We start from the raw sequence: 23,715 nt of genomic DNA, 5'->3' as shown, positions 1-23,715 counted from the left end.
TGCGTGTATGTCACACCTATCTAGGGAGCAACCCGACACGCTTGTGAACGCGTTCACATTCACAAGCAATTATGACCTACCGCTTTTCGACATCGGAAGGGGGGTCCCCTGTGACGTCAACCCCGAAAAAATGCCCGCTTCACGTGGTTTCACGTGAAACGGGCAGCAGCGGGGGCGGCACCGGGCCGCCCAGGGGCTACAGCTCCCTGCGGAAGCCCTCCGCCGCCTTCAGGAAGATGTCGTTCGCCTCGCTCTCGCCGACCGTCACCCGCACGCCCTCACCCGGGAACGGCCGGATCACCACCCCGGCCTTCTCGCACACCTCCGCGAAGGCGGCCGTCCGCTCCCCCAGCCGCAGCCACACGAAGTTGGCCTGGGTCTCCGGCACCGTCCAGCCCTGGGCGCGCAGCCCTTCGACCACACGGGTGCGCTCGCACACCAGCGACCCGACCCGGCCGAGCAGCTCGTCCTCGGCCCGCAGCGAGGCGATCGCCGCCTCCTGCGCGATCTGGCTCACCCCGAACGGCACCGCCGTCTTGCGCAGCGCCGCCGCCACCGGCTCATGGGCGATCGCGAAACCGACCCGCAGGCCGGCCAGACCGTACGCCTTGGAGAAGGTCCGCAGCACGCAGACATTGGGCCGATCGCGGTAGATCTCGACGCCGTCCGGCACCTCGGGGTCCCGGATGAACTCGCGGTACGCCTCGTCCAGCACCACCAGCACATCGCCGGGGACCCGGTCCAGGAACCGCTCCAGCTCGGCCCGCCGCACCACCGTGCCCGTCGGGTTGTTCGGATTGCAGACGAAGATCAACCGGGTCCGCTCGGTCACGGCGGCGGCCATGGCGTCCAGGTCGTGCACCTCCCCCGCCGTCAGCGGCACCCGCACCGAGGCCGCCCCGCTGATCTGCGTGATGATCGGGTACGCCTCGAAGGACCGCCAGGCGTAGATCACCTCGTCCCCGGCCCCGGCGGTCGACTGCACCAGTTGCTGGGCGACCCCGACCGACCCCGTACCGGTGGCCAGGTGGGAGGCCGGCACCCCGAACCGCTCGGCCAGCTCGTCCACCAGGCCCGTACAGGCCATGTCCGGGTAGCGGTTGAAGGACCGCACCGCCTCCGCCACGGTCTCCATCACGCCCGGCAGCGGCGGGTACGGGTTCTCGTTGGAGGACAGCTTGTACGCCGCCGGCCCGTCGGCCGCCGCGGGCTTGCCCGGCTTGTAGGTGGGGATTCCCTCCAGCTCGGCGCGCAGCTTGGGGCTCGTCTCGCTCACCGCAGTCCTCCTCGTGACCACCACCGGCATCGAATACTTCTCACCTTATGAGGATTGGGCCCCGGCGCGTAGAGGTGCGACCAGCCCCCTGCGTCACAGGGGCATCAGGGGCAACAGCACGCGAAGGCGTACGTTTCGGGGGGCGCGCCGTACATATATCTACGCGCCGGTAGCTCACTCCGTGGCGCGCATCCCCCGTAGTAGTGAGTTGAGACCTCTTCGCAACATCGGACCCTCGCCAGGCCCACGCACCTCGACACGTAACGTACAGGGGTCCAACGCGCTAAGTGGCTTGTCTTCTAAGGCAGTTGACCACTCACGACCATGCAGAAACGTGCCTGTCAACGTATGCATATGCGTCCGCCTTACCCCACCGCATGAGCCCTACTATCGGCTCGCCATGACAGCAGCAGGGAAGCACCAGGTGAGCCGCGCGGAAACCTCACGTCGAGGCAGTCGGCCGGGTCGGGCGGGGATCAGAGACGTCGCCGCCGCCGCCGGAGTCTCCATCACGACCGTCTCCGACGCCCTCAACGGCAAGGGCCGGCTCCCGGACGCCACCCGACGCCATGTCCGAGAGGTGGCCGACCGGCTGGGCTACCGCCCGTCAGCCGCCGCCCGTACGCTCCGCACCGGGAAGTCGGGCCTCATCGGCCTGACCGTGACGACGTACGGGGATGAACCTTTCACCTTCACCGAGTTCGCGTACTTCGCCGAAATGGCGAGGGCCGCCACCTCGGCCGCGCTGGCGCGCGGCTACGCCCTCGTCATCCTGCCCGCGACCTCCCGCCACGACGTGTGGTCCAACGTCGCCCTGGACGGCACGGTCGTGGTCGACCCCTCCGACCAGGACCCGGTCGTCAGCGAGCTGGCCCGGCAGGGTCTCCCGGTCGTCTCCGACGGCCGCCCGGCCGGCACGCTCCCGGTGACGGCCTGGGTGGACAACGACCACGAGGCCGCCGTCCTCGGCATCCTCGACCACCTCGCCGACGCCGGCGCCCGCCGGATCGGCCTGCTCACCGGCACCACCACCGACACCTACACCCACCTGTCGACCACCGCGTACCTGCGCTGGTGCGAGCGGGTCGGCCAGACCCCGGTGTACGAGGCGTACCCGGCGCACGATCCGTGCGCGGGCGCCGTCGCGGCCGACCGGCTGCTCGCCCGCCCCGACCGGCCCGACGCCGTCTACGGCCTGTTCGACCCCAACGGCACCGACCTGCTCGCCGCCGCCCGCCGCTACGGACTGCGCGTACCGGACGACCTGCTGCTGGTCTGCTGCAGCGAGTCCACCGTGTACGCCACCACCGAGCCGCCCATCAGCACCCTCTCGCTGAAGCCGCGCCGCATCGGCACCGCGGTGGTGCAGCTCCTCATCGACGCCATCGAGGGGGCCGAGTCGGAGCAGCCGGTCGAGCAGGTGATACCGACCGAACTGATCGTGCGGACCTCCTCGCAGCGCCGCCCGCCGCGCACGACCATCAGCCCGCCGCGCTCACCCGAGGGGGAGTGACCACAGCGTCCCCGTCCGTCCTCCGCCGTCCGCCGTCCTTCTTCCCGGGGACGGGAGACGGCGGACGACGAGGACGGGGAACGCCACGGTGAGACACGCGGGCCCGTCGGGAACGGTGGGGCCAAGCGGGCGCAAGGTGTCCCTGAGGTGTCCAAAGGGTGGCCGAAGCCCGGGCCAATCGGGGCGAAAGCCACGGCGAACCGGAGTCCTGCTCTGATTCACCACCCCTGGGTCATCACACAGCGCGATCCGCATTCCTATGATGGGCCCACGACACCGCGGGCCGCTGCGACCAGGCAGTCCGAAGCGGTGCAGATGCGGCGCGATGGTGGAGGGGTCGATGACTCAGGGGGCCGGTCAGGGACCCGAGGTGGAGCGGACGGCGACGCTGCGCGACTTCCGGGTGCCCGCGTACGTCCACGAGACCGGTCCGTACGCCGACAGCACACACCCCGGTGACGTCGTCCCCCCGCACGAGGAGGCCGTACCGGAGGGGTACACGCCCACCGAGCGCGACCTGCCCGTCATCCACCGGGGTGACGCACCGCAGACGGGCGCCGAACCCGCCGCCCCGGCCACGCAGCCCGCCACTGGACCCGGCCCGCTGTACGTCGTCGGCGACGTGCACGGCTACCTCGACGAACTGGTGGCCGCCCTCCAGGAGCAGGGCCTGATCGACGCCGACGGCCAGTGGTGCGCCGGCACCACCCGGCTGTGGTTCCTCGGCGACTTCACCGACCGCGGTCCGGACGGCATCGGCGTCATCGACCTGGTGATGCGGCTGTCCGCCGAGGCCGCGGCCGCCGGCGGCTACTGCAAGGCCCTCATGGGCAACCACGAACTGCTGCTGCTCGGCGCCAAGCGGTTCGGCGACACCCCCGTCAACTCGGGCGCGGGCACCGCCACCTTCCAGGCGGCCTGGCTGCTGAACGGCGGCCAGAAGACCGACATGGACCGCCTCCAGGACCACCATCTCCAGTGGATGGCCCGCCTGGACGCGGTGGAGGAGGTCGACGGCCACCTCCTGGTGCACTCCGACACCACCGCCTACCTCGACTACGGCCGGTCCATCGAAGAGGTCAACGACACCATCCACGAGACCCTCACCCGCAACGACGCGGACGAGGTGTGGGATCTCTTCCGCAAGTTCACCAAGCGCTTTTCCTTCCGGGACGAGGGCGGCGCCGATGCCGTGCGCTCGCTGCTGGACACGTACGGCGGCACCCGGATCGTCCACGGCCACAGCCCCATCCCGTATCTGCTGGGCGAGGTCGGCTCCGAGGACGGCGAGGACGAATCCGGTCCGGTGGTCGACGGACCCCATGTCTACGCGGACGGACTCGCCATCGCGATGGACGGCGGGGTGACCATGGCCGGAAAGCTGCTGGTCCAGCAACTGCCGCTGGCCGACTGAGCGTTCACCGGACCGGGTCTTCGCCGTCGGCGCATATGCGTATCGGCACCCAATTTCTGGAAACCCCCTGTCACCTCGTACCGTCACCGCTCTACCATCGGCGTATCCGTAGCAGGCTCCCCTCCGTTTCTGCCCGACGGCTCGTTGGCATGCGAGCCCCAAGCCCTACGGAGCATCGGGGGATGCACATGAACAGCGTTCCGCAGCACCTGTCGAACGAGGACCGCCAGGAGTACGCGCGGGTCCTCGACGAGGCGCTGCGCTCCGCACCACACCGTCCGGAGCTGGCCGCTGTCGGTCAGCGGCTCAACCCGGAACAACTGCGCACCATGGCGCTCAACGCCACCGCCCTGATCACCGCGGCCGCGGCGGCCGAGTACCAGCACTATGTGAAGGTCCGCGAGGAACTGCGCCAGCCGGCGCGGTCCACCCCGTCGTCGTCCGTGCCGGAATCCGGCTCCGCCGATCCCGGCTCGAACGCCACGGGGCTCGCCGCCACCATGGGAGAGATCACCGAGGCCGCCGGCGCGGGGGCCGTCGCGGTCATCGCCGTGCTGGCACCGGTCCTGGCCGGCACGGCCGCAGCGATCTTCCTGCTGGTCGGGTACGTCCTGCGGATGCTCGTCCCCGGTCAGGAGTTCGCGCGGACCCTGCTCACCACCGGATGGGTGTTCGGCGCGGTGACCGCTGTCGCGATCCTCGTCGCCGCCGCCGGACTGCTGACCACCGCCCTGCGCAACCGCCCCTCAGCCGAGGCCGCGTCGTACGGGGTGCTCGACGGGGAGGTGCAGCGCGCCCGGGACGCCTGGCGGAAGGCCCTGCTGGAACGCGGCATCCTGCCGTTCCTCCAGGACGCGCTCGCTGACCCCGACGCGGCCGGCGCGCTGCGCGGTACGCCGCCGCCGGCCCCGTCCAGCCGTATGCCGCAGTTGGGCTACGGCCGCCCGGGGTTCACCAGCCCCGAGAACGGTCCCGCCGCCGGCCCGCGCCCCAGCTACTCCAGCCCGGACTACACCAGCCCGGACTTCGGAGGCCCGGAGCACCGGCCGGAGTGACCGCCCCACCAGGGACCCGGGAGGGGACAGGCCGCACGGTCCGTCCCCTCCCCTCGCGCGTCAGTCGGCGATTCCCCTGGCGCGTCAGTCGGCGATCGGCAGATAGACCCGGTTGCCGGCCGCCGCGAACTCCTTCGACTTCTGGGCCATGCCCTCCTCGATCTCGGTCCGGCTGCCGCCGTGTTCCCGGCGGATGTCCTGAGAGATCTTCATCGAGAGGAGCATTACTAGAAGCCACACATGCGCTACGGTCGTCCCAGCAGCCCAGTCAGTGACCGGAGGGGGACACCGTGGGCAAGCGCGAAGAGCTGATCAGCAAGCTGCGAGGCGTGCCGGATGGACTACCGTCCGTCGAGGAGGTACGCGCCCTGCTGGCCGCCGACCCCAACCTGAAGTGCGTTGTCTGCTACGCGCGCATCTCGTTCGATGGCCGTGTGAAAGACGCCCACGGCATCGAGGACCAGCACCGGGACATGGCCGAGGCTGCCCGCCGGCTCGGATGGCTGATCGTCTACCGCTATACGGACAACGACAAGAGCGCGAGCAAGGAGAGCGTCGTACGGGATGACTATGAGCAGTTGTTGGCCGATCTTGCGGCAGGAGCAACGCCCGAGGGATACCCGATACACGGTGTCATGGCCGTCAACGACGACCGCCTGCACCGGCGACCGAGTGACTGGGAGCGATACCTGAAGGCGTTCACCTCACACGAGGGACGCGTCTATCACGACTCGAACGGCGTCCAGGACCTGTACGCCGAGGGGTTCGAGATCAAGGGGCTCGTGGGGGTCGCCATGTCCCTCAGCGAGACGAGGAAGAAGCAGCGGAGGAGCCGGAACAGTCACCGCAGCCGGGCGATTCGCGGGCAGTCCGTTTCGGCCTGGCGTCCCTTCGGGTGGGAGGACGACAAGGTGACGCTGCGCCCGGACGAGGCCGACGCCATCCGTACCGCCGTACACGACGTGATCGCCGGGGCGTCGATCTCGGAGATCACGCGACGGTGGAAGGAAGCCGGCTTCATCACGAGTCGCGGGAATCCGTTCCAGTACCAGACGGTCAAGCAGGTGCTGTTGAATGCGAGGCTCTGCGGCTACCGCGAGATCAACGGTGAGATCGTCCGGGACGGTGATGATCAGCCCATCGTGGGCGAGTGGGCCGCGATCATCACCCCGAATCAGTGGTTCGCCGTCACCGCCAAGATCAGAGAGCGCGGCCAGGGCAAGGGGTCGCCACGTGGTGGCCTGGTCCACAAGTACCTGCTGACCAACATCCTCCGGTGCGGCAACGTCCTGGAAGACGGCAGCATCTGCAACAACAAGATGATCGGCATCAAGGCGAACGACTGGCTCAAGTACCGGCACGCCTACATGTGCAAGAAGACCGTGGACGGTGGGTGCAACAAGACCTACAAGCGCGGCGACAAGACGGACGAGATCATCGAAGAGTTGGTGATCGCCAAACTGGAGCATGACGCGGCGACCAGGGCCCAGGACGTGCCGGACTGGGACAAGGCGGAAGCTCTGGAGCGCGCGCTCCAGAGCCGCAGGGAACTGGAACGCCGCTGGCACGACGATGAGGACACGGACATCGACGATGAGGCGTTCTTTCGTAACCTCCCCGTCCTCGAACGGCGGATCAAGGAGCTGAGAGCCGACCAGAAGGCTCACGAAGCACTCAAGGCGGAGGCAGAGGAGGCCCAGGACGACGTCAGGAAGTCGTGGGCAGGCAAGACGCTCACGCAGAAGCGCGAGGCTATGAAGAAGGTACTCAGTGCGGTGATCGCCGTACCAGGTGGCAAGGGCAACAAGGCGTTCGATCCCGATCTGCTCAAGCCGGTGTGGAAGACCTCCGAGTGAGGTGGAGGCCCAGGATCTCCCCCACGCTCCGCAACTGTTCGTCGGAGAGCGGGGGAGACTCGCGTAGCTGACGCTCGATCCACGCCCTTGCTGCCACGTCCTCAGCGTCCGCCCTTCCCCGCTCGTCTCTCTGCGTCGTCAGACGGCATCACCGCCGGCTCTGAAGGCGTCCTCTGCCGCAGCACGACACTGTGCGATGTCCTCCGCGATGCCAGCCGCGATCAGGGCCGCACCAGGGGTATGGCCAGAGCCGACGTAACGCCAGTGCCGTTCGGTGAGCGCCGCGGACATGGCCTCTTGGCCGACGTGGCGAGCGCGTTCGGCGCGCAGTGCCGCGTACGTGGTGGAGTACGCACGAGATTTGGTCAGAATGTGGCCTCGGTAGCCGAGAGTGTGGGCCCAGGCGCGCAGGCGCAGGTGCTGATACTCCGGGAGACCACCGAGGCGCCAGCAGGTGCGCATCAGAGTGCGTACGTGCGTGGTGACGGAGGCTGCGTCGATGTCTGCCCAGGCGGTGAGCGCGTGATCGGCACCGGCGCCGGTTTCGCTCGCCCCCTTGGTGACGTACTTGGCGACGTACGCGGCTACGGCATCATCACCGGATGCGTCGTCGCCGGCTTGCAGCGCGCGAACGTCGATCTGAGCGCCCCAGCGCGACACCAGTTCGCCCACGGCCGGGCTGTAGGCGGTGCGGACGGTGGCCCGACGAGCTGAGGCTTGCACGGCGCGGGTGAGCCGGTCGTCAGTGGCCCAGGCCGGGGGCGTGTCGGTGGGCCCGTCCGGTCCGTCGAGACGTACGACAGCGTGTACGTGGACGGCCGCCCGCTTCTGATACTCCGCGATCCGCGCGAAGGACAGTCGGGCGTGCTGGGCGAAGCGGGACTGTACGAGTCCGGCGGAGGAGGCGAGGCGACGCCGTACGTCGATCACGAAGCGGTCCCACAGTTCGGAGGCGTGTGCGTGCCAGAGCACGTGGGCCGTGTAGTCGTAGCAGTCGCCGCAGAGCGGTTGTCCGACGACAGGGTCGTCCGGAGCGTGGAAGGTGCCGCAGCCGAGCGGCCGGCCGTGTTCGCACCTCGTACCGTCGCGGCGCGGACGGCATCGTTCTACGGCTCGGTGGACGGGCCCGAAGGACGGCGCGGTGAGGGTGATGAAGAGTCGGGGGCGTTGGCGGACAGTGCTGGGGACGTTCTTGCCGCCGAGGAGGCCCACGCGGACGAGGTGGAAGGTGTCGCCCGCGTGGAGGCGGGAGCAGGCGGGGCAGACGGCCGCTCGTCGGTTGCGGCACCGGACGAGGAGACGTTCGCCCGGTTCGTTGCGGGTGTCGTAGTGGTGGAGGATCTCGCCGGTTGTGCCGTCCAGGGTGGTGGTCGAGCCGGACAGGTGGACGGGGTGGGCACAGCCGCCGGTCGCGGCGACCTGCTCCAGCCAGCGGGAGAAGTGCGGATCCTGTGCGAGCCGGATGGCGTCGCGGTCTGCTTCGGGGAGCTGACGCAGGCGCGCCGTGCGGTCGAGGACGGCGCGCCGGTCAGCCGGGGTGTCCTGCGGGGTGATGGTGGTGACCTTCCGGGGTGGGCCGCCGTAGCGGCACGGGTGATGGGTGCCGGCGGGCGGTCGGTCATGGAAATCACTCCTTGTGCGGTCGGGTCGGTGGTGGTGGGTACGGGTTCAGCGGATGGTCCCCGTGCCCCGGCAGACGCGGCAGCGCCGCTGTCGTCCGGTCCAGGTCCTGCGGGCACCGTCGCCCTTGCAGTGGGGGCACCTCACGCGCGGCATGGGCATGGCCGTGTGTTCCCTTCGCTGGTCAGGTGTGGGAGAAGCCGCTGATGACCCAGGTGACGAGTCCGTGCACGGTGAAGAGCACCGGGGTCTGACCGAGGTAGAGGCCGAAGAGGCCGACGCAGACCGCTTCCCAGGCGCGCACGTCGCGGGAGCGCACGAGGAGGACGGTGATGATTCCGAAGATCACCGCGAACGTGAACGCTGTACCTTCGCTGATCACTCGCCGTCTCCTTCCAGCGCCGTCAGGGCACGATCTACAGCGGGCAGGTGGGGAGTCATGCCGGAGTACTTCCGGGCGCTCGCCACGGCTTCGTCGGTGGGGGTGAGATGGGAGCGGGCGCGGCTCCATCCGCCGTCCGGACCGGTGCACACGGCCACGCCGCGTTCTTCGGCGGTGATGGCTTGGGCGACCGCGACGGCATCCTTGTTCAGGTCGCCCAAGGTCATTTCGGCGGTACCGGGGTCGTTGACCCGGTGGCAGATCCGGCCGCCGAGCTGCGCTCGCAAGGCGGTGACGCCGGGGCCGAGGTCGGATCCGACGCGTTGGCCTGCGACGACCAGGTGCAGACCGAGCGCGGCCCCCAGTTGCGCGATGCGGAGCAGCAGCGTGGAGCACTGTTCGGCTTCCGCTTTGCTCTGGCGGGTGCCGTCGGACAGGTACAGTTCCGCGATTTCGTCGACCAGGACGACGACCGGGACCGGGCGCATCCTGTCCGGCAGCTCCCAGATGGAACGGACTCCGGCGACCCGGCAGGCGTTCATGCGCTCCTGCATGTCGATGACCAGGGCGGTCAGTACGGCGACTGCTTCGCGTCGGCAGGTGGCCAGTGCGCTCAGGCGTGAGGCGAACAGACCGAGTTCTATGCCGCCTTTGCAGTCGATGGCGACCAGGGCGACGGGTTGCGGCGCGAGCTGGGTGATCAGTCGGGCCAGCAGGGTGGACTTGCCCGAGCGGGTGGACCCGGTGATCAGCCAGTGCGGGACCAGGCGCAGGTTCATCACCCACGCCCCACCGCTCTCCAGCGCGCCGATGAGCGCGGAGAGCAGTTCGGCCGGTGCGCTGGCTAAGCCGGGACGCTGGAGCGGATCTTCGGCCATGGCGGTGAGCAGCACGAGTCCGCGTTCCGGGGAGGTGACCCGGACCGCGTGGACTTTCCACGCGTGAACCAGGGCATCGGCCGCCTGCATGTACGTTGCCGGGGTCTGCCCCGCGTGCAGCCTTACTGTCACGCTCATTCCCGTGCGTGTGGGGCGCGGGAACGAGATCCGCGGCACGACGGGCCGCACCGGGTCGCCCTTGACCAGCAGATGCCCGACCAGCGTGCGCGCCGGGAGCCGGGACACCGCGAGGTCGTTGAGGACCGCGATCCGCCGCCAGGTGAGCAGCACCCGCCAGGCTGCCGCCGGGTAGCCGACGAGGTACCAGTGCCAGACGGGACGGTGCCGGCGCATCAGGTCCCCGACGACGACGACCCAGGCCAGGACGGCGAGGGCGAGGGCGAAGACGACGGGTCCCATTACGCGTCACCGCCCTTGCCGTGTGCCGTCGCCGTGCCATGTACGGGGGTGATGGCATCGGCGCGGAAGCTGACCCCGTGCCGGTCACCCATCGACCAGGCGAAGGCGGTCAGGCCGGTGACTTTGACGATCTGGCCTTCATCGATGCCCTTGGGTTCACCGCTCACCGCGATCTCGATGACGGAGATCCGCCGCCGGTCCTGCCGCACGGTGACGGCCACCGTGTAGACCGGATTGCCGTCCCGGTCCTTCTTCACCTCCTGTGTCTCGGGGTTGCTGAGCTTCACTTCGGGCGCGATCGCGCACCGCAGCACGCCGAGGCGCGCCGTGTCCACGGGAATGGACTGCATGATCTGTGGCCTCCCTGGCCCATCGAGACGCCCGACGCTCATTGGGACGTCACTTGTCCTAACGAGTTATGAGTCTGGAGTCCTGTACGGCATGAGTGCAACTACTTATGCTGACGAGTGATGTCGCGCGTGCGACGTGCCTACGACTAAGACCCGGAGATGCCGAGATGTCCGAGATCCAGCGCCCCGGAGCCCTCTACCAGCAGGTCGCCGCCGCCATCCGAGAGGCGATCCAGTCGGGCGAGTTCGCCCCGGACTCCCTGCTTCCGTCCGAAGCCCAGCTCATGGCCCGCTACGGCGTTTCCCGACCCACGGTCCGCAACGCGATCGCCGCTCTGCGGACGGAAGGGCTGGTCAACGTACGACACGGCAAGGGCAGCTTCGTACGGTCCGCCGGGCAGCCATCGCTCACCCTCGAACGCCGGATCAAGCACGCCACGGGCGGACAGTTCGCCATGCCGGGTGGCGACGTATGGAAAGAAGTCGAGACTCCGAGCACCTACCGCGCCCGGACCACGGAGACCACCGGCCGATTGCTCAAGCTGGGCGAGGAAGAGGCCTTGTTCGGCTGCGACCGGCTGCTCATCGACCCCACCAGCGGCACCCGCGCGACCCACCGGACGCTGATCCCCTTCGAGGTCGCCGAGTCCGTGCCACCGCTGGCGGAGGATCCGGGGCAGCACCCGGAAGCGCTGTACCGGCTGCTCGTCCAGGCCGGGCACAAGCTGTGGTGGTCGGAGACGGTACGGGCCCACATGCCCCTGCCCGACGAGCGCACCACGCTCCAGCTCACCGACGCGACCCCGATCCTGCACCTGTCCCGCGTCACGCACGGCACCGACGACCGCCCTCTGATCCTCGAAGAACTCCGCATCGGAGCGGACCACGCCGAACTCGCCTACCGGATCACCGCCGAGAAACAGACCACCCGACGCGCCCTCGCCTGACCGGCGGCGATGATCGGTCGAAACCGTCTTCACTTCCTCAAGGGCGCGCCTGCGGCGCGCCGGGCCGCCCGGCCGCCCCGGCCGGGCGTGCGGCGTGGCCGCCGGTCCCGTCCGGTCGCCGGACGCCCCGCACCACGGCACACCCAGGAAGGCACGGCGTCGATCGGCCGCCAGAGCCCGAGGCGTGGTGGGCCGGGGGTCGCCGGCCTCCGAGGCTTTAGGCAGCCACCATGGGGCGAGCCTCGAAGAACAGGGGGCCCATCGGGCACAAACGCGGGCAGCACCAGTGCCTGCCCGATTCGCCGGGCGAGCGTAAGGCCCCCTGTTCACTCGCCCCATGGCAGCTCCCGCCCAAAGTCTCTCCACCCGGCGACGTGCCCACCGTCCCCGCTCACCGATGACGGCCCCCATCACCGCGCACCACCGTCGCCCTGGCCGCGTGACTCCAGGAGCATGGCAAGCCGATCAACGTCAGCAGGTCGGCCAGCCAGACGGACGACCCCGCGCCCGTCCTCATCCGTGGCAGCGACGGCCCGCACCCCGGACAACTCGAAACCCACGCCGAGGAGCGCCCTGTTCAGCCGGTCCGCCGCCGCACGTGCGACCTGCCAGCCGGCCACGTAATCGACTCCCGGCACCCAGAGGCCGGAGCCCACGTCTGTGGGACTGTCGAGCCCATCACCGCGCCAGTCCTTACCCGCGCCAACCATCGCGTCCACCTCTGCCGTGCCTCGCTAACGGAGCATCAACTTCTTTTCACGAGGGCCGGAATGCAGCACGACGGCCCCGGTACCATCAGGCACCGGGAACCGCCGTGTTCCCAGCCGGGCCACCCTTCGCTTCTCAGGGCTGATGGGGTGGCCCGGTCTCGGTATGGGGTTGTGAAGCGCGACCTCCCACCCTGGATCAGGGGAGCCTGGTGGTTCCCGGCGCAAGAGGCCGCGCTCCGTTGGCCAGAGGGGTCAGACTCCAGCCGCTTCCGGTCCCCCGCCCACTCCCGATCGCGTGGAAGTAGTCACAGGACGAAGGCCCGGAAGTCATCGGTGATCAGTTGTCGTCCAGGTCAAAACGACACCAAACCGTCTTGCCTCCGCTCTCTTCTGCCGTCCACCACACCGCCGCCGCCATGCGTTGGGTGATCATCAGCCCCCGGCCACTGTCCGGCACGACCGCCTCGGTCAGTTCTCCCACCAGTTCCGGGCAGAGCGCGTCACCCATCGGCAGAAGCGGAGGAGTCGAGTCCTCATCGGTTACACCGATGAAGAGCCACTTCGGGAAGAGCTTGAACGTCACGTCCATACGGCGGGAACCGCCGGGCCTGGACCGATGGCTGTCCGGCACAGAGTGATTCACCACATTGGCCACCAGCTCCGAAACGGCCAGCCGGGCGTCATACACCACATCGCCCGTGATGACGCCGCGCAGGAACGCTGACACCGTGTCTCGCGCGATGCGGGCCGCATTGCCGCACTCGGCGAACAGGGTCAACGCCAGGAAACTCGCATTAGCCGATGGATTCGGTGCCGCCAACCAGTGGGCGTATGCATCCAGCTCTTCCGCCACGTACGCGGCTTTCTCCGTATCCATCACGTCCCCTTCTCAGCCTCCGTCGGTGGTGTCAGGTCACCGCTTGCTGCACGCGGACCAGTACACGCCGCGAGGGCTGTGAGCGGGAGTGTTCACCAGGGGGACCACGTGAACACCAAGAAGGCCCAGAGGGGTTCACCGATGAACCCCCGGCGCGATACTGCTGTGACAGGATGAACACTCGCCGTCAATCTCGGATTGGCAGGGGAGCATGAACCGAGAGCCGAACGCGCACTTGATCGCCCTCATGGACGAGGCGAAGGTATCCAACAAGGGTCTTGCCAAGCGTATGCAGGACGCCGCCGCCCATCGCGGCATCAGGCTCGGTACGACGCATGTCTCGGTACAGCGATGGCGCAACGGCGCAGGCATCCACCCTCGAACAGCGACCGTCATGGCGGAGGTACTGAGCACCAGACTGGGCCGGCGAATCACATCCGGTGATCTCGGCTTCTTCGATCACACGCAGTCCGCAGCACCAGCGCCGATCGGCTATCCGAGCACAGTGCACGATGTGCTCTCCACCCTGGACGGACTCGCCCAGGAACGCGCCGACACCGCCACACCCGAGCGCCTGACCGTCTCGGACGCCGATCTCAGCTCCGCCGTACTGTCCTGGATGATCTCGCGCCCAGACGGCATCCAAGCCGACAGGCCCGCTCACCAACGGGTCGGTATGCGCGACGTACGCGCGATCAGGGATGCCGCCGCGACCTTCATGCAACTCGACTTCAAATACGGCGGAGGTCACGGCCATAAGGCCCTACGCCATTACTTCCGGCATGAAGTCCTCCCCCTGCTCAACGCGAGCTACAGCGAGAAGGTGGGCACTGCCTTATTCGGCGCCGCCGCCGAGGTCTCCCAGTTGCTCGCCTGGACCGCCTACGACTCCGGGAACCATCGGCTCGCCCATCGCTACCTCACGTCCACCCTGCGCCTGTCCCAGGTCATCGATGACCGCATGTTCGGCGCCCGGATCCTCGGCAATCTCAGCCACCAGGCCAACTACCTGGGCAATCATCGACAGGCCATCCAGCTAGCCCGTGCCGCCGTCGAAGGCGCCAAAGGCAAGGCCACCCCACGGGCCATGGCGAACTACTGGTCGATGGAAGCCCGGGCCCTCTCCAACGCCGGCGACCGCACGGGCGCCGCCGCCGCCATGAACCAAGCGGAGCGCCACTTCGAACGCGCCGACAGCGCGGAAGACCCGACCTGGTTGACCTACTTCGACGACGCGGAACTGCTGGGCGAGTTCTGCCACTGCTTCCGCGATCTGAAGATGCGCCGGGAAGCCGTCGAGCACGCGCAACGCGCCGTAGACAACACCGACCCCCAGTACGCCCGCACACTCGGCTTCTGCCGCATGGTGCTCGCCCAGAGCCAACTACTCAGCGGCGAACTGGAAGCCGCCGTCACCACGGCAAGCCTCGCGGTCACCGACGGCGACTCCCTCCAGTCCTCCCGCTTCCAGCGTTACGTGACCGACTTCCAGGCGGAGGTCAGCACGCACGCCGCCAACCCTCACGTTGCTGCCTTCAACGAGCAGGTGACCGAGGCACTCGCCCGCCTGGACGAGGACGAGGACGAGTAACGGCTACCAGGGCCGCCAGTCGCGCGGGGCATCATCGTCCCGCAGGGCAGCGATGCGCCGGCGGTACTCCGCCGCTGTCCTCTCGCTCTCACGCACGTTCTGCATCAGCCACGTGGTCATACCGAACTCCTGGAGCCGGCGAAGCGTGTCGTAGCCGTGCCAGTCGCGCAGGTCACGCCCGTACGCGCGCACGAAGTCGCCATACTGCTCATCGGTCTGCCACCCAAGACTGTGGTGCTCCACCGCGGTGACCATGAGGTCCCACTCAGGATGATCGAAACAGAACGCCTCGAAGTCGATCAGGATCACTTCGTCCTGCTCGTTGACCATGAGGTTCTGCACATGAGCGTCTCCGTGTACCGGCCCCTTCGGAGTCTCGAAGCTCAGCTCCTCGAACTGGCCACGCAGCTCATGCCAGCGCTTACGCAGGAACGCCCTGTCATCCTCCGGGATGGGCGCCCGCTGAATCCGCAATTCCTGCTTGTCGAAGGGATCGAACGACGGAAGCACGACATCAGCCGGCACCGTCATGGAGTGGAGATCCCGCAGGATGCCGCCCAACTCCCCGTACGTGGCCTTGCGGTCACCTTCCACGATGAGCTGCCAGAAGGTCACTGGATACCCGTCGATCAACAGCGGCTGCTCCAGCCCTTCAACGAGTTGCGCAGCGGGGAAACCCTCCCGAGCCAGCCAGGTGGACACGGCCACCTCGACCCGAGTCTTGGGCAGCCACTGCTCTCCCCGCGCCACACGCACGATCACGGGTTCGCCCTCCAGGCGGAACAGCGCGTTCTCTCCCAGCCGGATCAGCTCAGCTCCTCTGCCGTCCAACCCAGCCACCCGGCACGCCGCACTCACCACCTGCGCAGCCCTGGCCGACGTGAACCCCTCACCCGATCGAGCAGCGTCAACCGACATGCCCGTACCAGCTCCCCTAGTCGCACGCGATCAACCAGCGCACGCCTGTGGGTGACCAACCCGGCGTGCGCCGGACAGCACTCTGACCGTACCCACAAGCAGTCGACATGCGGGCTCAGCGCTGTCCTCGAAGCACGCCCACCCTCTAGTCCCACATGCACTGTTTGTTACGCACAGCCGATACGTCTCGTTCTGCAGAGGCCAGATTTCCTACATCCCCCACCCCGAGGTTGCCAGTTGCCCTTCGGCAGGCCAAACCAAGTACACAGAGGGAGGGCTCTTCCCGCGCCCTACTAGTCCACCGATGACAGAACGAACTTTCCACGCATCGAGTACGGCAGGAGCACTTATGCCCTACCCTGACGAGGAGGTTGGGGGGGATGATGACAGCCGGTGACGTCACGCCTGAAGCAGAAGCCATGCGTAAAGAGTTCGCTTTGGAGCGATATCGTTATATTCTGCAGCAAATTCACGCTGTCAACGAAAATGGGTATCGCTTCCTCGCGATCTATCAAACACTGGCCACGACCCTTGTTGGCGCCGCGCTTGCACTCTTCGTCGGCTATCGCAAATGGGGAGTAGAGCCGGATACAGCCCGAGGTGGAATTATCGGGTTGCTGTCGCTTACTACGGTGGTAGCCGCTTTTACGGTGACGCAGATCGTAGTGGGCACCCTTGCATGGCTTGATTACCGCAATGAAGAATGTGACATAACAGACCAGATGGTGGCGCCAGGTTTCCGCGAGCGTCCGAAACCAGGAAACCTATTCAGGTGGTATGAGACCTATGTACTGACGTTCATCCTGGTATCGATCATAACCATGTGGTCACTCGCCGGCCTCCTTCTTCTGCCGAAGGTGCGATGACGCGCGATTGCGGCTAGCTAGCCTAAAACGGGAAGCCTTCATCACGAACCACTTGCCAGTAGTCTCGCGCGCTAGGTCAGTTCCCTAGGGGGTCATAATGAGGTCTCTTTCTTCACTTGCCGAACAAAAGGCCGATCAGGCTTCGCAGTACTCCGCATTTGGCGGCTTCAGTGTCCTCCAAGCGAAGCAGGACATAGAAGACCTTCTTGGGCGGATCGGCCAACTCGGATTTTTCGACCAGTACACCAAGCACGACGTCTCGCACATTGATGCAATGCTAGAAAAGCTAGATTGGCTGATCCCTGACGACACCAAGGAGCACTTGACATCGGCCGACTGGCTTCTCATTGTCCTCTCCGCCTACTTTCATGATCTGGGAATGCTGGTCACGAGAGACGAGTACGAAAGCCGACACGAGTCAGGTTTCGATAAGTTCCGAGCCGACGTACTCCTAACAGACGATGCCGACGGACGGGACTATGAGGCACGCTTGGCTGTGCTTAGTGATGAAGATAGGGAGAGGTTCCTCTACCAAGAGTTCGTACGTGAGAACCACGCCCTGAGGGTGAAGAATTGGATCGTGGGTGACGATTCTCCCGCCGCTGGCATCTGTACCGCAGTGATGAGCGAGGTGCAGCGTATTCTGCAACCCCTCGATCCCGTGTTCCGCGATGATCTCGCGCAAGTATGTGAAAGCCATCATCTGGAGGACCTTTACGACACCGGCATTTACCCAGTTCAGCAATACTACGGGAATGACTCCCAGGAGTCAGCGAACGTTCAGTATGCAGCCGTTCTGCTGCGCACTATTGATCTGCTCCATATTACGCGTGATAGGGCTCCCTCCATCGCCTTTAGGGTGCTTAACCCGAGTGACCCAATAAGTCAGGTCGAGTGGGCTAAGCAAATGGCAGTACGGGCAGTCAAGCCTGTCTGGGGGCTGGATAATGACGGAAACAGAAACGAGACAGCACCCCGAGACACTATCGGTGTTCATGCAAAGTTCACGGATGGGGACGGGTTCTTTGGCCTCACCTCCTATCTCAGGTACGCCGCAGGCCAGCTACGCAAAAGCCACGACTGGATCCAGCGCAGCAACAAGGCGAACGGGCTCAATTACGAGTTTCCCTGGAAGTACATTGACACGTCCAGAGTTGAAGCGAAGGGGTTCTTGACCCAAACATTTCAATTCTCCCTTGACCAGACGAAGGTCCTCGACCTACTCACCGGACACACGCTCTACAATGACTCAGACGTAGTGCTGCGCGAACTGATGCAAAACTCTATCGATGCCGTCAGACTCCAGCACGGCGTCAAGTCTCCATCAAACGGGAAGGTGCTTGTTAAGTGGGACTCCAGCACTAGAACTCTCGAGGTGCGTGATAACGGCACTGGAATGACACAGGCGATTATCGAGAATAATCTCTTGAAAGCTGGATCAAGCCGATATCAAGACGCTGAGTTCCGAAAAAAGTTCCCTACTTTTAACCCTATCAGCCGATTCGGCATCGGGGTCCTTTCTACTTTTATGGTGGCAGACGAAGTAGAGATAGTCACTTGTCACCCTGACGAAAACGAAGCTCGGCAGATGTCTCTGAGGTCCGTACACGGTGAGTACCTTGTTAGGACCCTCAACAAAACCGATATTGATAAGGGCCTCCTCCCGCACGGGACATGCGTGCGACTTAAGATCCGGCCCAGTGCAGACGTCGGGGATGTCGTTAAAATCGCGCAAAAATGGATCGTTCTTCCCGAATGCGAGGTTACGGTAGACGCGTCTTCGGGTAAGCCGGTCCGAGTAGGCTATGACTCTGTCGGAAGCGCATTGCGGGCCACGATTTCTCGTTTTGGGGCAGACTTCAGCGAACGACTTGACAAGTCGAAAATCAGGATCGTCGAGAAGGAACTCGACGGCCTATCTATCGCATATGCCGTCAGGTGGAATGAATACTTCAATGAGTGGGTATTTCTCCCCTTCCCGGGCCCAGTGCGAGAAGCGGACACACTCGCAGGTACCTGCGTTGGCGGCATCCGTGTGGAAGGATACCCGCCGGGCTTTCGCCGCGCATACGGCGTTTGGGCACTGGCCAACGCGTGGGGACCGCGCGCGCCCCGTACGAACGTAGCTAGAACTGCGATTGATTCAACACCTGAGTTCGCTCGTGTTGTCGAGCAGATTTACTCTGCTTACTGCGACCATATCCGCGAGGAGGTCGAGGAACTCCAGTCGGTCCGATCACACTCATTGACTTGGGCTACGGGCGAAGCCGCCATCATCTCTGGAATTTTCTCCGCCAAGGATTCCGTGCCGATCTCTAGCCCTTCTTTGAGGCAGAGCCTCGGCAAGGTGCCTCTATTCCTGCTGGAACAAGGCGGAACCCGCCGACATGCTTCCGCTGAAGATTTGCTTCAGTTTGAGGCACTCCGCATGACGGAGAGCACAGTAATGGAGCATATCGAGTACCTCCTCCGCGAGCTGCCAGGAGGATCGAGAGCTTCTGTGATGAAGGTGCTAGCAGGCACCGACGATCAACGGGAGGATCCCGAGCCGGTTATCTGTACGCGTTTGGGCAGAGACAGGCATGTCGACGAGTTCTTTCTATCGGTGTGGCAAGTAGCTGAGATGAAGGCCAACAAGTCGGAGCGTCGTTGTGACATCAGGTGGATTAAACGGGGTGACAGGTCTCTTTGGTCTTCGGTTGACCTTCTAGCGGCCGGACTCGAACGACTTGCTTCCGACCAGGACCGCTACGGAATTTCGCCAAGCCGACTAGTTCACATCCCGATTGACAGTATCATCGTTAACGGGTTCACAGATAAGGAGATTGGTGTACGAGTCGGCAGCGATCTGTACCTAATTCCAGGTCACCCATGGGCCAGCATGGTAGAAGCTATGAAAAAGGCTCCAGATTGGCAAGGACCAGAGGACGAGAAAATAGTCGCGCTGTCTTGGATGATCTCAGCGATATTGCCGACGGCCAGGTCGTTCTCTCGAGGTTCTCCTCCTCTCAGTGATCTGCTAGAAGATCTACGGATTCGTACACGGAGACTTGAGATTTCCGACCTGATCGATTTCGACGTCTTCGCTGCCGCTGCCGCGTCCGGCGAGCTGGAGTTTTTCGACACCCGCAGGTGGCAACGGCGGGGCGGGGAATTGTGGTGATGAGGAGGCAAAGACACGTGGGTGGGCTTTCGGCCTCCATGGGCTGAAGGTAACCCGCGCTACGCTCAGACAGCAGCGGCCAATGCCTGGGTGCTTGGAAGATCGGCGTGGCCGTCGGTCCGGCACGCCAACGTTGGAGACGAGGCGGTGCCTTACGCACAGACGTAGCACCGCCTCGCCCTACCGTCAGTCGGCGATCGGCAGGTACAGCCGGCTACCGCTCTCCGCGAACTCCCTCGACTTCTGAAGCATGCCCTCGGCGATCTCTTCCGTCGTGGTCTCCTCTGTCATTGCACCACCGAACCGCTCTGTGATGCTTTGGCTAATCTTCATCGAACAGAATTTCGGGCCGCACATCGAGCAGAAGTGGGCCGTCTTGGCGGGTTCGGCGGGAAGGGTCTCGTCGTGGAACTCCCGTGCGGTGTCCGGGTCGAGGGCGAGGTTGAACTGGTCCTCCCACCGGAACTCGAACCGGGCGTCGGACAGCGCGTCGTCCCACTCCTGTGCACCTGGGTGACCCTTGGCGAGGTCGGCGGCATGGGCGGCGATCTTGTAGGTGATGACGCCGGTCTTGACGTCGTCACGGTTGGGCAGGCCGAGATGCTCCTTGGGCGTGACGTAACAGAGCATGGCAGTGCCCCACCAGGCGATCATCGCGGCACCGATGCCGGAGGTGATGTGGTCGTACGCCGGCGCGACGTCCGTGGTCAGCGGGCCGAGCGTATAGAACGGAGCTTCATCACAGATCTCCTGCTGAAGGTCGATGTTTTCCTTGATCTTGTGCATCGGGACATGGCCCGGGCCTTCGATCATCGTCTGTACATGGAAACGCTTCGCGATCCGGTTGAGTTCCCCGAGCGTGCGCAACTCCGCGAACTGCGCCTCGTCGTTGGCGTCCGCGATCGAACCGGGCCGCAGGCCGTCGCCGAGCGAGTACGTGACGTCGTAGGCGGCGAGGATCTCGCAGAGTTCCTCGAAGTTCTCGTACAGGAACGATTCCTTGTGGTGGGCCAGGCACCATGCCGCCATGATGGAGCCGCCGCGCGAGACGATGCCGGTCTTGCGGTTCGCGGTCAGCGGCACATAGGCCAGGCGCACGCCCGCGTGGACCGTCATGTAGTCCACGCCCTGCTCGGCCTGTTCGATGACCGTGTCCTTGTAGATCTCCCAGGTCAGCTCCTCCGCCCTGCCGTCGACCTTCTCCAGGGCCTGGTAGAGCGGGACCGTGCCGATGGGCACGGGGGAGTTGCGCAGCACCCACTCGCGGGTGGTGTGGATGTTGCGCCCGGTGGACAGGTCCATGACCGTGTCGGCGCCCCAGCGGGTCGCCCAGGTCATCTTCTCGACCTCCTCCTCGATGGAGGAGGTCACCGCGGAATTGCCGATGTTGGCGTTGACCTTCACCAGGAACCGCTTGCCGATGATCATCGGCTCGATCTCCGGGTGGTTGACGTTGGCCGGGAGGACCGCCCGGCCGGCCGCGATCTCCTCGCGCACCACCTCCGGAGACACGTTCTCGCGGATGGCCACGTACTCCATCTCGGGCGTGATCTCGCCCCGCCGCGCGTACGCGAGCTGGGTCACCGCCTGGCCGTCCCGGCCACGGCGCGGCTGGCGCGGGCGGCCGGGGAAGACCGCGTCGAGGTTGCGCAGCCCGCCGCGCGGAGAGGTGTGCTTGATGCCGTCGTCCTCGGGGCGGACGGGGCGGCCCGCGTACTCCTCGGTGTCGCCGCGGGCGACGATCCAGTTCTCCCGCAGCGGCGGCAGCCCCCTGCGGACGTCGGTGTCGACGAGCGGATCGGTGTACGGGCCGGAGGTGTCGTACAACGTGACCGACTGCCCGTTGGTGAGGTGCACCTGACGGACCGGCACGCGCAGATCGGAGCGTGAGCCCTCGATGTACGCCTTGTGCCAGCCGATGGACTTCCCGGCCTCGTTCTGCGTGGAGGCAGGCGTGCGTGCGTCCTTGATGGTCATGAGACCTACTCCCTACGCCGGCATTACCCGGTAACAGGTTCGGCGGTCGACGCAGCGGTATCCGTCTGCCGACGTTCCGTGGGATGCATCACTCGGCTTCGGTGATGTTTCCCGTGAAACATCGCTGGGACGGAGGTCAGCGCCCTCTCAGCCCGGTGCTCCGAGCTCCCGCGTGTACAAAGGTGGCTCCACGCTAGCGTCAATTCGGGCGCGGTGAACAGAGGGCCCCCTCCGTTCTTGCGATGATCGGGCGGTGACCACGACGCATCCCTCCTTCCCCCCGCCCGAACCGGGCCGCGACCCGGGCACCGGCTACGGCCCCGGCGACAACGGGCACGAGCAGGGCCACGGATACGGGCAGGGCCATGGGCACAGCCACGGGCCGGGCCCGGGAAGCGGCGGGTACGGACCCGACGGCGGGGGCCGTGGTCCTGGCGGTGGTGGCGGCGGATCGGGCCCCAGCGGCGGACATGGCCACGGGAACGGACACGGGCATGGGCACGGGCATTCGCACAGTCATGGTCCCGCGGCGCCCGTCTCGGCGCGTCTGCGCAAGGTCATCGCGGCGATCCTCGTCCCGTTCGCCGCCGCCGTCCTCGTGGGACTCGCGCTGCTGTGGCCGGGCGGCGCCCCACCGCACGAACGTACCGGCGTGGGTTTCGACCGGCAGACCCAGCAGGCGACGGTCACCAAGGTCGTGGAGGTGAGCTGCGCGTCCGCCAACGCCTCCGGGGTCCCCCCGACCGGCGACACCTCCACCGCCGAGGGCTCCTCCGCCCAGCAGCAGGCGAACGGGACCTGCAAGAAAGCGACGATCCGGGTCGACACCGGCAAGGACAAGGGCCGTACGTTCACGGAGATCGCGCAGCCGGACCAGTCCCGGCAGTTGTCGCAGGGCCAGGGGGTCGTCGTGGCCTACGAGCCCTCGGCGCCGAAGGACCTCCAGTACTCGGTCGCCGATGTCGACCGCCGGTTCCCGCTGGCCCTGCTCGCCGGAATCTTCGCGCTCGCCGTCGTGGTCGTCGGGCGGCTGCGCGGTGTCATGGCGCTGGTCTCGCTGGCGATCAGCTTCCTGGTGCTGAACTTCTTCATCCTGCCCGCGATTCTGCAGGGCTCGAACCCGCTGCTGGTGGCGGTGATCGGGTCGAGCGCCATCATGCTGATCGCCCTGTACCTGTGCCATGGGCTGTCCGCCCGTACGTCCGTGGCCGTGCTGGGCACCCTGGTCTCGCTGCTGCTGATCGGCGTCCTGGGGTCGCTGTTCATCGGCTGGGCCGCACTGACCGGGAACACGGACGACAACACCGGCCTCATCCACGGTCTGTACCCGACGATCGACATGAGCGGTCTGCTGCTGGCGGGCGTCATCATCGGTTCGCTCGGTGTCCTCGACGACGTGACGGTCACCCAGACCTCGGCGGTGTGGGAGCTGCACCAGGCCAATCCGTCGCTGGGCCGGCGCGGGCTGTACCGCGCCGGTATCCGCATCGGCCGCGACCACATCGCGTCCGTCGTCAACACGCTCGTCCTCGCGTACGCGGGTGCCGCGCTGCCGCTGCTGCTGCTGTTCTCGATCGCGCAGAGCAGTGTGGGGACGGTCGCCAACAGCGAGCTGGTCGCGGAAGAGATCGTGCGGACGCTGGTCGGCTCGATCGGCCTGGTGGCGTCCGTGCCGGTGACGACCGCCCTCGCGGCGCTCGTCGTCTCGGCCGACCGGCCCGGCCCGGGGGCGGTGGCCGGGGGTTCGGCCACCGCCCCGGCGCCGTCGCGTGGCGCCCGGGGGCGTCGCCGCAAGCGCTGACGCCGGGCGGCTGGTGGGTGGAGCCACGGCGCACGGCGCACGGGGCACCAGGTCGGCAAGGCCGCCTCTGAGTCTCGTAGCACCGCTGTGTGGAGGAGCGA

General features: G+C 66.3%; 18 protein-coding genes and 1 pseudogene. 9 read left to right on the top strand and 10 right to left on the bottom strand.

What is annotated here, in order from left to right:
- Positions 1 to 196: 196 nt before the first annotated feature.
- Positions 197 to 1,276, bottom strand: a complete 1,080-nt coding sequence (gene hisC, locus IE316_RS06480) for a histidinol-phosphate transaminase (protein WP_190203146.1) — start codon at positions 1,274 to 1,276, stop codon at positions 197 to 199.
- A gap of 400 nt (positions 1,277 to 1,676) precedes the next feature.
- Between hisC and IE316_RS06475 the strand changes: the two genes are divergently transcribed.
- The 3 genes from IE316_RS06475 to IE316_RS06465 all read left to right on the top strand — a co-directional run bounded on the left by IE316_RS06475 (position 1,677) and on the right by IE316_RS06465 (position 5,258).
- Positions 1,677 to 2,789 (top strand): LacI family DNA-binding transcriptional regulator, encoded by a 1,113-nt coding sequence (locus tag IE316_RS06475; protein ID WP_190203145.1) that lies wholly within the window; start codon positions 1,677 to 1,679, stop codon positions 2,787 to 2,789.
- A 325-nt stretch (positions 2,790 to 3,114) separates the two neighbouring features.
- Complete coding sequence (locus IE316_RS06470) at positions 3,115 to 4,203, top strand: metallophosphoesterase family protein (protein WP_268257629.1); 1,089 nt, start codon at positions 3,115 to 3,117, stop codon at positions 4,201 to 4,203.
- A gap of 182 nt (positions 4,204 to 4,385) precedes the next feature.
- A complete protein-coding gene (locus tag IE316_RS06465) occupies positions 4,386 to 5,258 on the top strand; it encodes a hypothetical protein (protein WP_190203143.1) in 873 nt (290 codons plus the stop codon).
- Between the two features lie 84 nt (positions 5,259 to 5,342).
- Here IE316_RS06465 and IE316_RS06460 read toward each other — a convergent pair.
- Positions 5,343 to 5,474, bottom strand: a pseudogene (locus IE316_RS06460) (thiamine biosynthesis protein ThiC); the annotation flags it as partial.
- A 74-nt stretch (positions 5,475 to 5,548) separates the two neighbouring features.
- Between IE316_RS06460 and IE316_RS06455 the strand changes: the two are divergent.
- Complete coding sequence (locus IE316_RS06455) at positions 5,549 to 7,114, top strand: recombinase family protein (RefSeq protein ID WP_229910220.1); 1,566 nt, start codon at positions 5,549 to 5,551, stop codon at positions 7,112 to 7,114.
- 138 nt (positions 7,115 to 7,252) lie between these two features.
- Here IE316_RS06455 and IE316_RS06450 read toward each other — a convergent pair whose 3' ends face one another.
- The 4 genes from IE316_RS06450 to IE316_RS06435 all read right to left on the bottom strand — a co-directional run bounded on the left by IE316_RS06450 (position 7,253) and on the right by IE316_RS06435 (position 10,764).
- On the bottom strand, positions 7,253 to 8,611 hold the full coding sequence (locus IE316_RS06450; protein WP_190203303.1) for a replication initiator: 1,359 nt from the start codon (positions 8,609 to 8,611) through the stop codon (positions 7,253 to 7,255).
- A gap of 307 nt (positions 8,612 to 8,918) precedes the next feature.
- Positions 8,919 to 9,116 (bottom strand): hypothetical protein, encoded by a 198-nt coding sequence (locus IE316_RS06445; RefSeq protein WP_190203142.1) that lies wholly within the window; start codon positions 9,114 to 9,116, stop codon positions 8,919 to 8,921.
- Entirely contained in the window at positions 9,113 to 10,414 is a 1,302-nt protein-coding gene (locus IE316_RS06440) for an FtsK/SpoIIIE domain-containing protein (RefSeq protein ID WP_190203141.1), read from the bottom strand. The genes IE316_RS06445 and IE316_RS06440 overlap by 4 nt, the downstream gene beginning before the upstream one ends.
- Positions 10,414 to 10,764, bottom strand: a complete 351-nt coding sequence (locus tag IE316_RS06435; RefSeq protein WP_190203140.1) for an SCO3933 family regulatory protein — start codon at positions 10,762 to 10,764, stop codon at positions 10,414 to 10,416. Before IE316_RS06435 ends, IE316_RS06440 begins: the two co-directional genes overlap by 1 nt.
- A gap of 167 nt (positions 10,765 to 10,931) precedes the next feature.
- On the opposite strand from IE316_RS06435, the gene IE316_RS06430 reads away from it, so the two are divergent.
- Positions 10,932 to 11,711 carry a GntR family transcriptional regulator gene (locus tag IE316_RS06430; protein WP_190203139.1) on the top strand — a complete coding sequence of 260 codons (780 nt, stop codon included), beginning with the start codon at positions 10,932 to 10,934 and terminating at the stop codon, positions 11,709 to 11,711.
- 410 nt (positions 11,712 to 12,121) lie between these two features.
- On the opposite strand, the gene IE316_RS35345 is transcribed toward IE316_RS06430, so the two are convergent.
- Both IE316_RS35345 and IE316_RS06425 read right to left on the bottom strand, forming a co-directional pair.
- Positions 12,122 to 12,421, bottom strand: coding sequence for a hypothetical protein (locus IE316_RS35345; protein WP_229910235.1), 300 nt, complete (start codon positions 12,419 to 12,421; stop codon positions 12,122 to 12,124).
- Between the two features lie 337 nt (positions 12,422 to 12,758).
- Positions 12,759 to 13,298 (bottom strand): ATP-binding protein, encoded by a 540-nt coding sequence (locus IE316_RS06425; protein WP_190203138.1) that lies wholly within the window; start codon positions 13,296 to 13,298, stop codon positions 12,759 to 12,761.
- A gap of 211 nt (positions 13,299 to 13,509) precedes the next feature.
- Here IE316_RS06425 and IE316_RS06420 point away from each other — a divergent pair, with 211 nt between their 5' ends.
- The gene (locus tag IE316_RS06420) at positions 13,510 to 14,889 is read left to right on the top strand and encodes an NsdA family TPR-like regulatory protein (RefSeq protein ID WP_190203137.1); all 1,380 of its coding nucleotides are present in this window, start codon (positions 13,510 to 13,512) and stop codon (positions 14,887 to 14,889) included.
- 3 nt (positions 14,890 to 14,892) lie between these two features.
- On the opposite strand, the gene IE316_RS06415 is transcribed toward IE316_RS06420, so the two are convergent.
- Positions 14,893 to 15,807, bottom strand: coding sequence for a phosphotransferase enzyme family protein (locus IE316_RS06415; protein ID WP_190203136.1), 915 nt, complete (start codon positions 15,805 to 15,807; stop codon positions 14,893 to 14,895).
- A gap of 380 nt (positions 15,808 to 16,187) precedes the next feature.
- On the opposite strand from IE316_RS06415, the gene IE316_RS06410 reads away from it, so the two are divergent.
- Both IE316_RS06410 and IE316_RS06405 read left to right on the top strand, forming a co-directional pair.
- Complete coding sequence (locus IE316_RS06410) at positions 16,188 to 16,673, top strand: hypothetical protein (RefSeq protein WP_229910219.1); 486 nt, start codon at positions 16,188 to 16,190, stop codon at positions 16,671 to 16,673.
- 97 nt (positions 16,674 to 16,770) lie between these two features.
- Positions 16,771 to 19,836 carry an HD domain-containing protein gene (locus tag IE316_RS06405; protein WP_190203135.1) on the top strand — a complete coding sequence of 1,022 codons (3,066 nt, stop codon included), beginning with the start codon at positions 16,771 to 16,773 and terminating at the stop codon, positions 19,834 to 19,836.
- Positions 19,837 to 20,022: 186 nt separating this feature from the next.
- Here IE316_RS06405 and thiC read toward each other — a convergent pair whose 3' ends face one another.
- On the bottom strand, positions 20,023 to 21,813 hold the full coding sequence (gene thiC / locus IE316_RS06400; protein WP_190203134.1) for a phosphomethylpyrimidine synthase ThiC: 1,791 nt from the start codon (positions 21,811 to 21,813) through the stop codon (positions 20,023 to 20,025).
- A 253-nt stretch (positions 21,814 to 22,066) separates the two neighbouring features.
- On the opposite strand from thiC, the gene IE316_RS06395 reads away from it, so the two are divergent.
- Positions 22,067 to 23,614 (top strand): YibE/F family protein, encoded by a 1,548-nt coding sequence (locus IE316_RS06395; protein WP_190203133.1) that lies wholly within the window; start codon positions 22,067 to 22,069, stop codon positions 23,612 to 23,614.
- Positions 23,615 to 23,715: the final 101 nt, after the last annotated feature.

The organism is Streptomyces fumanus (genome assembly GCF_014655295.1).
GTDB lineage: Bacteria > Actinomycetota > Actinomycetes > Streptomycetales > Streptomycetaceae > Streptomyces > Streptomyces fumanus.
The sequence above is the reverse complement of the archived record's forward strand: the minus strand, read 5'-3'. Positions and strand labels throughout refer to the sequence as shown.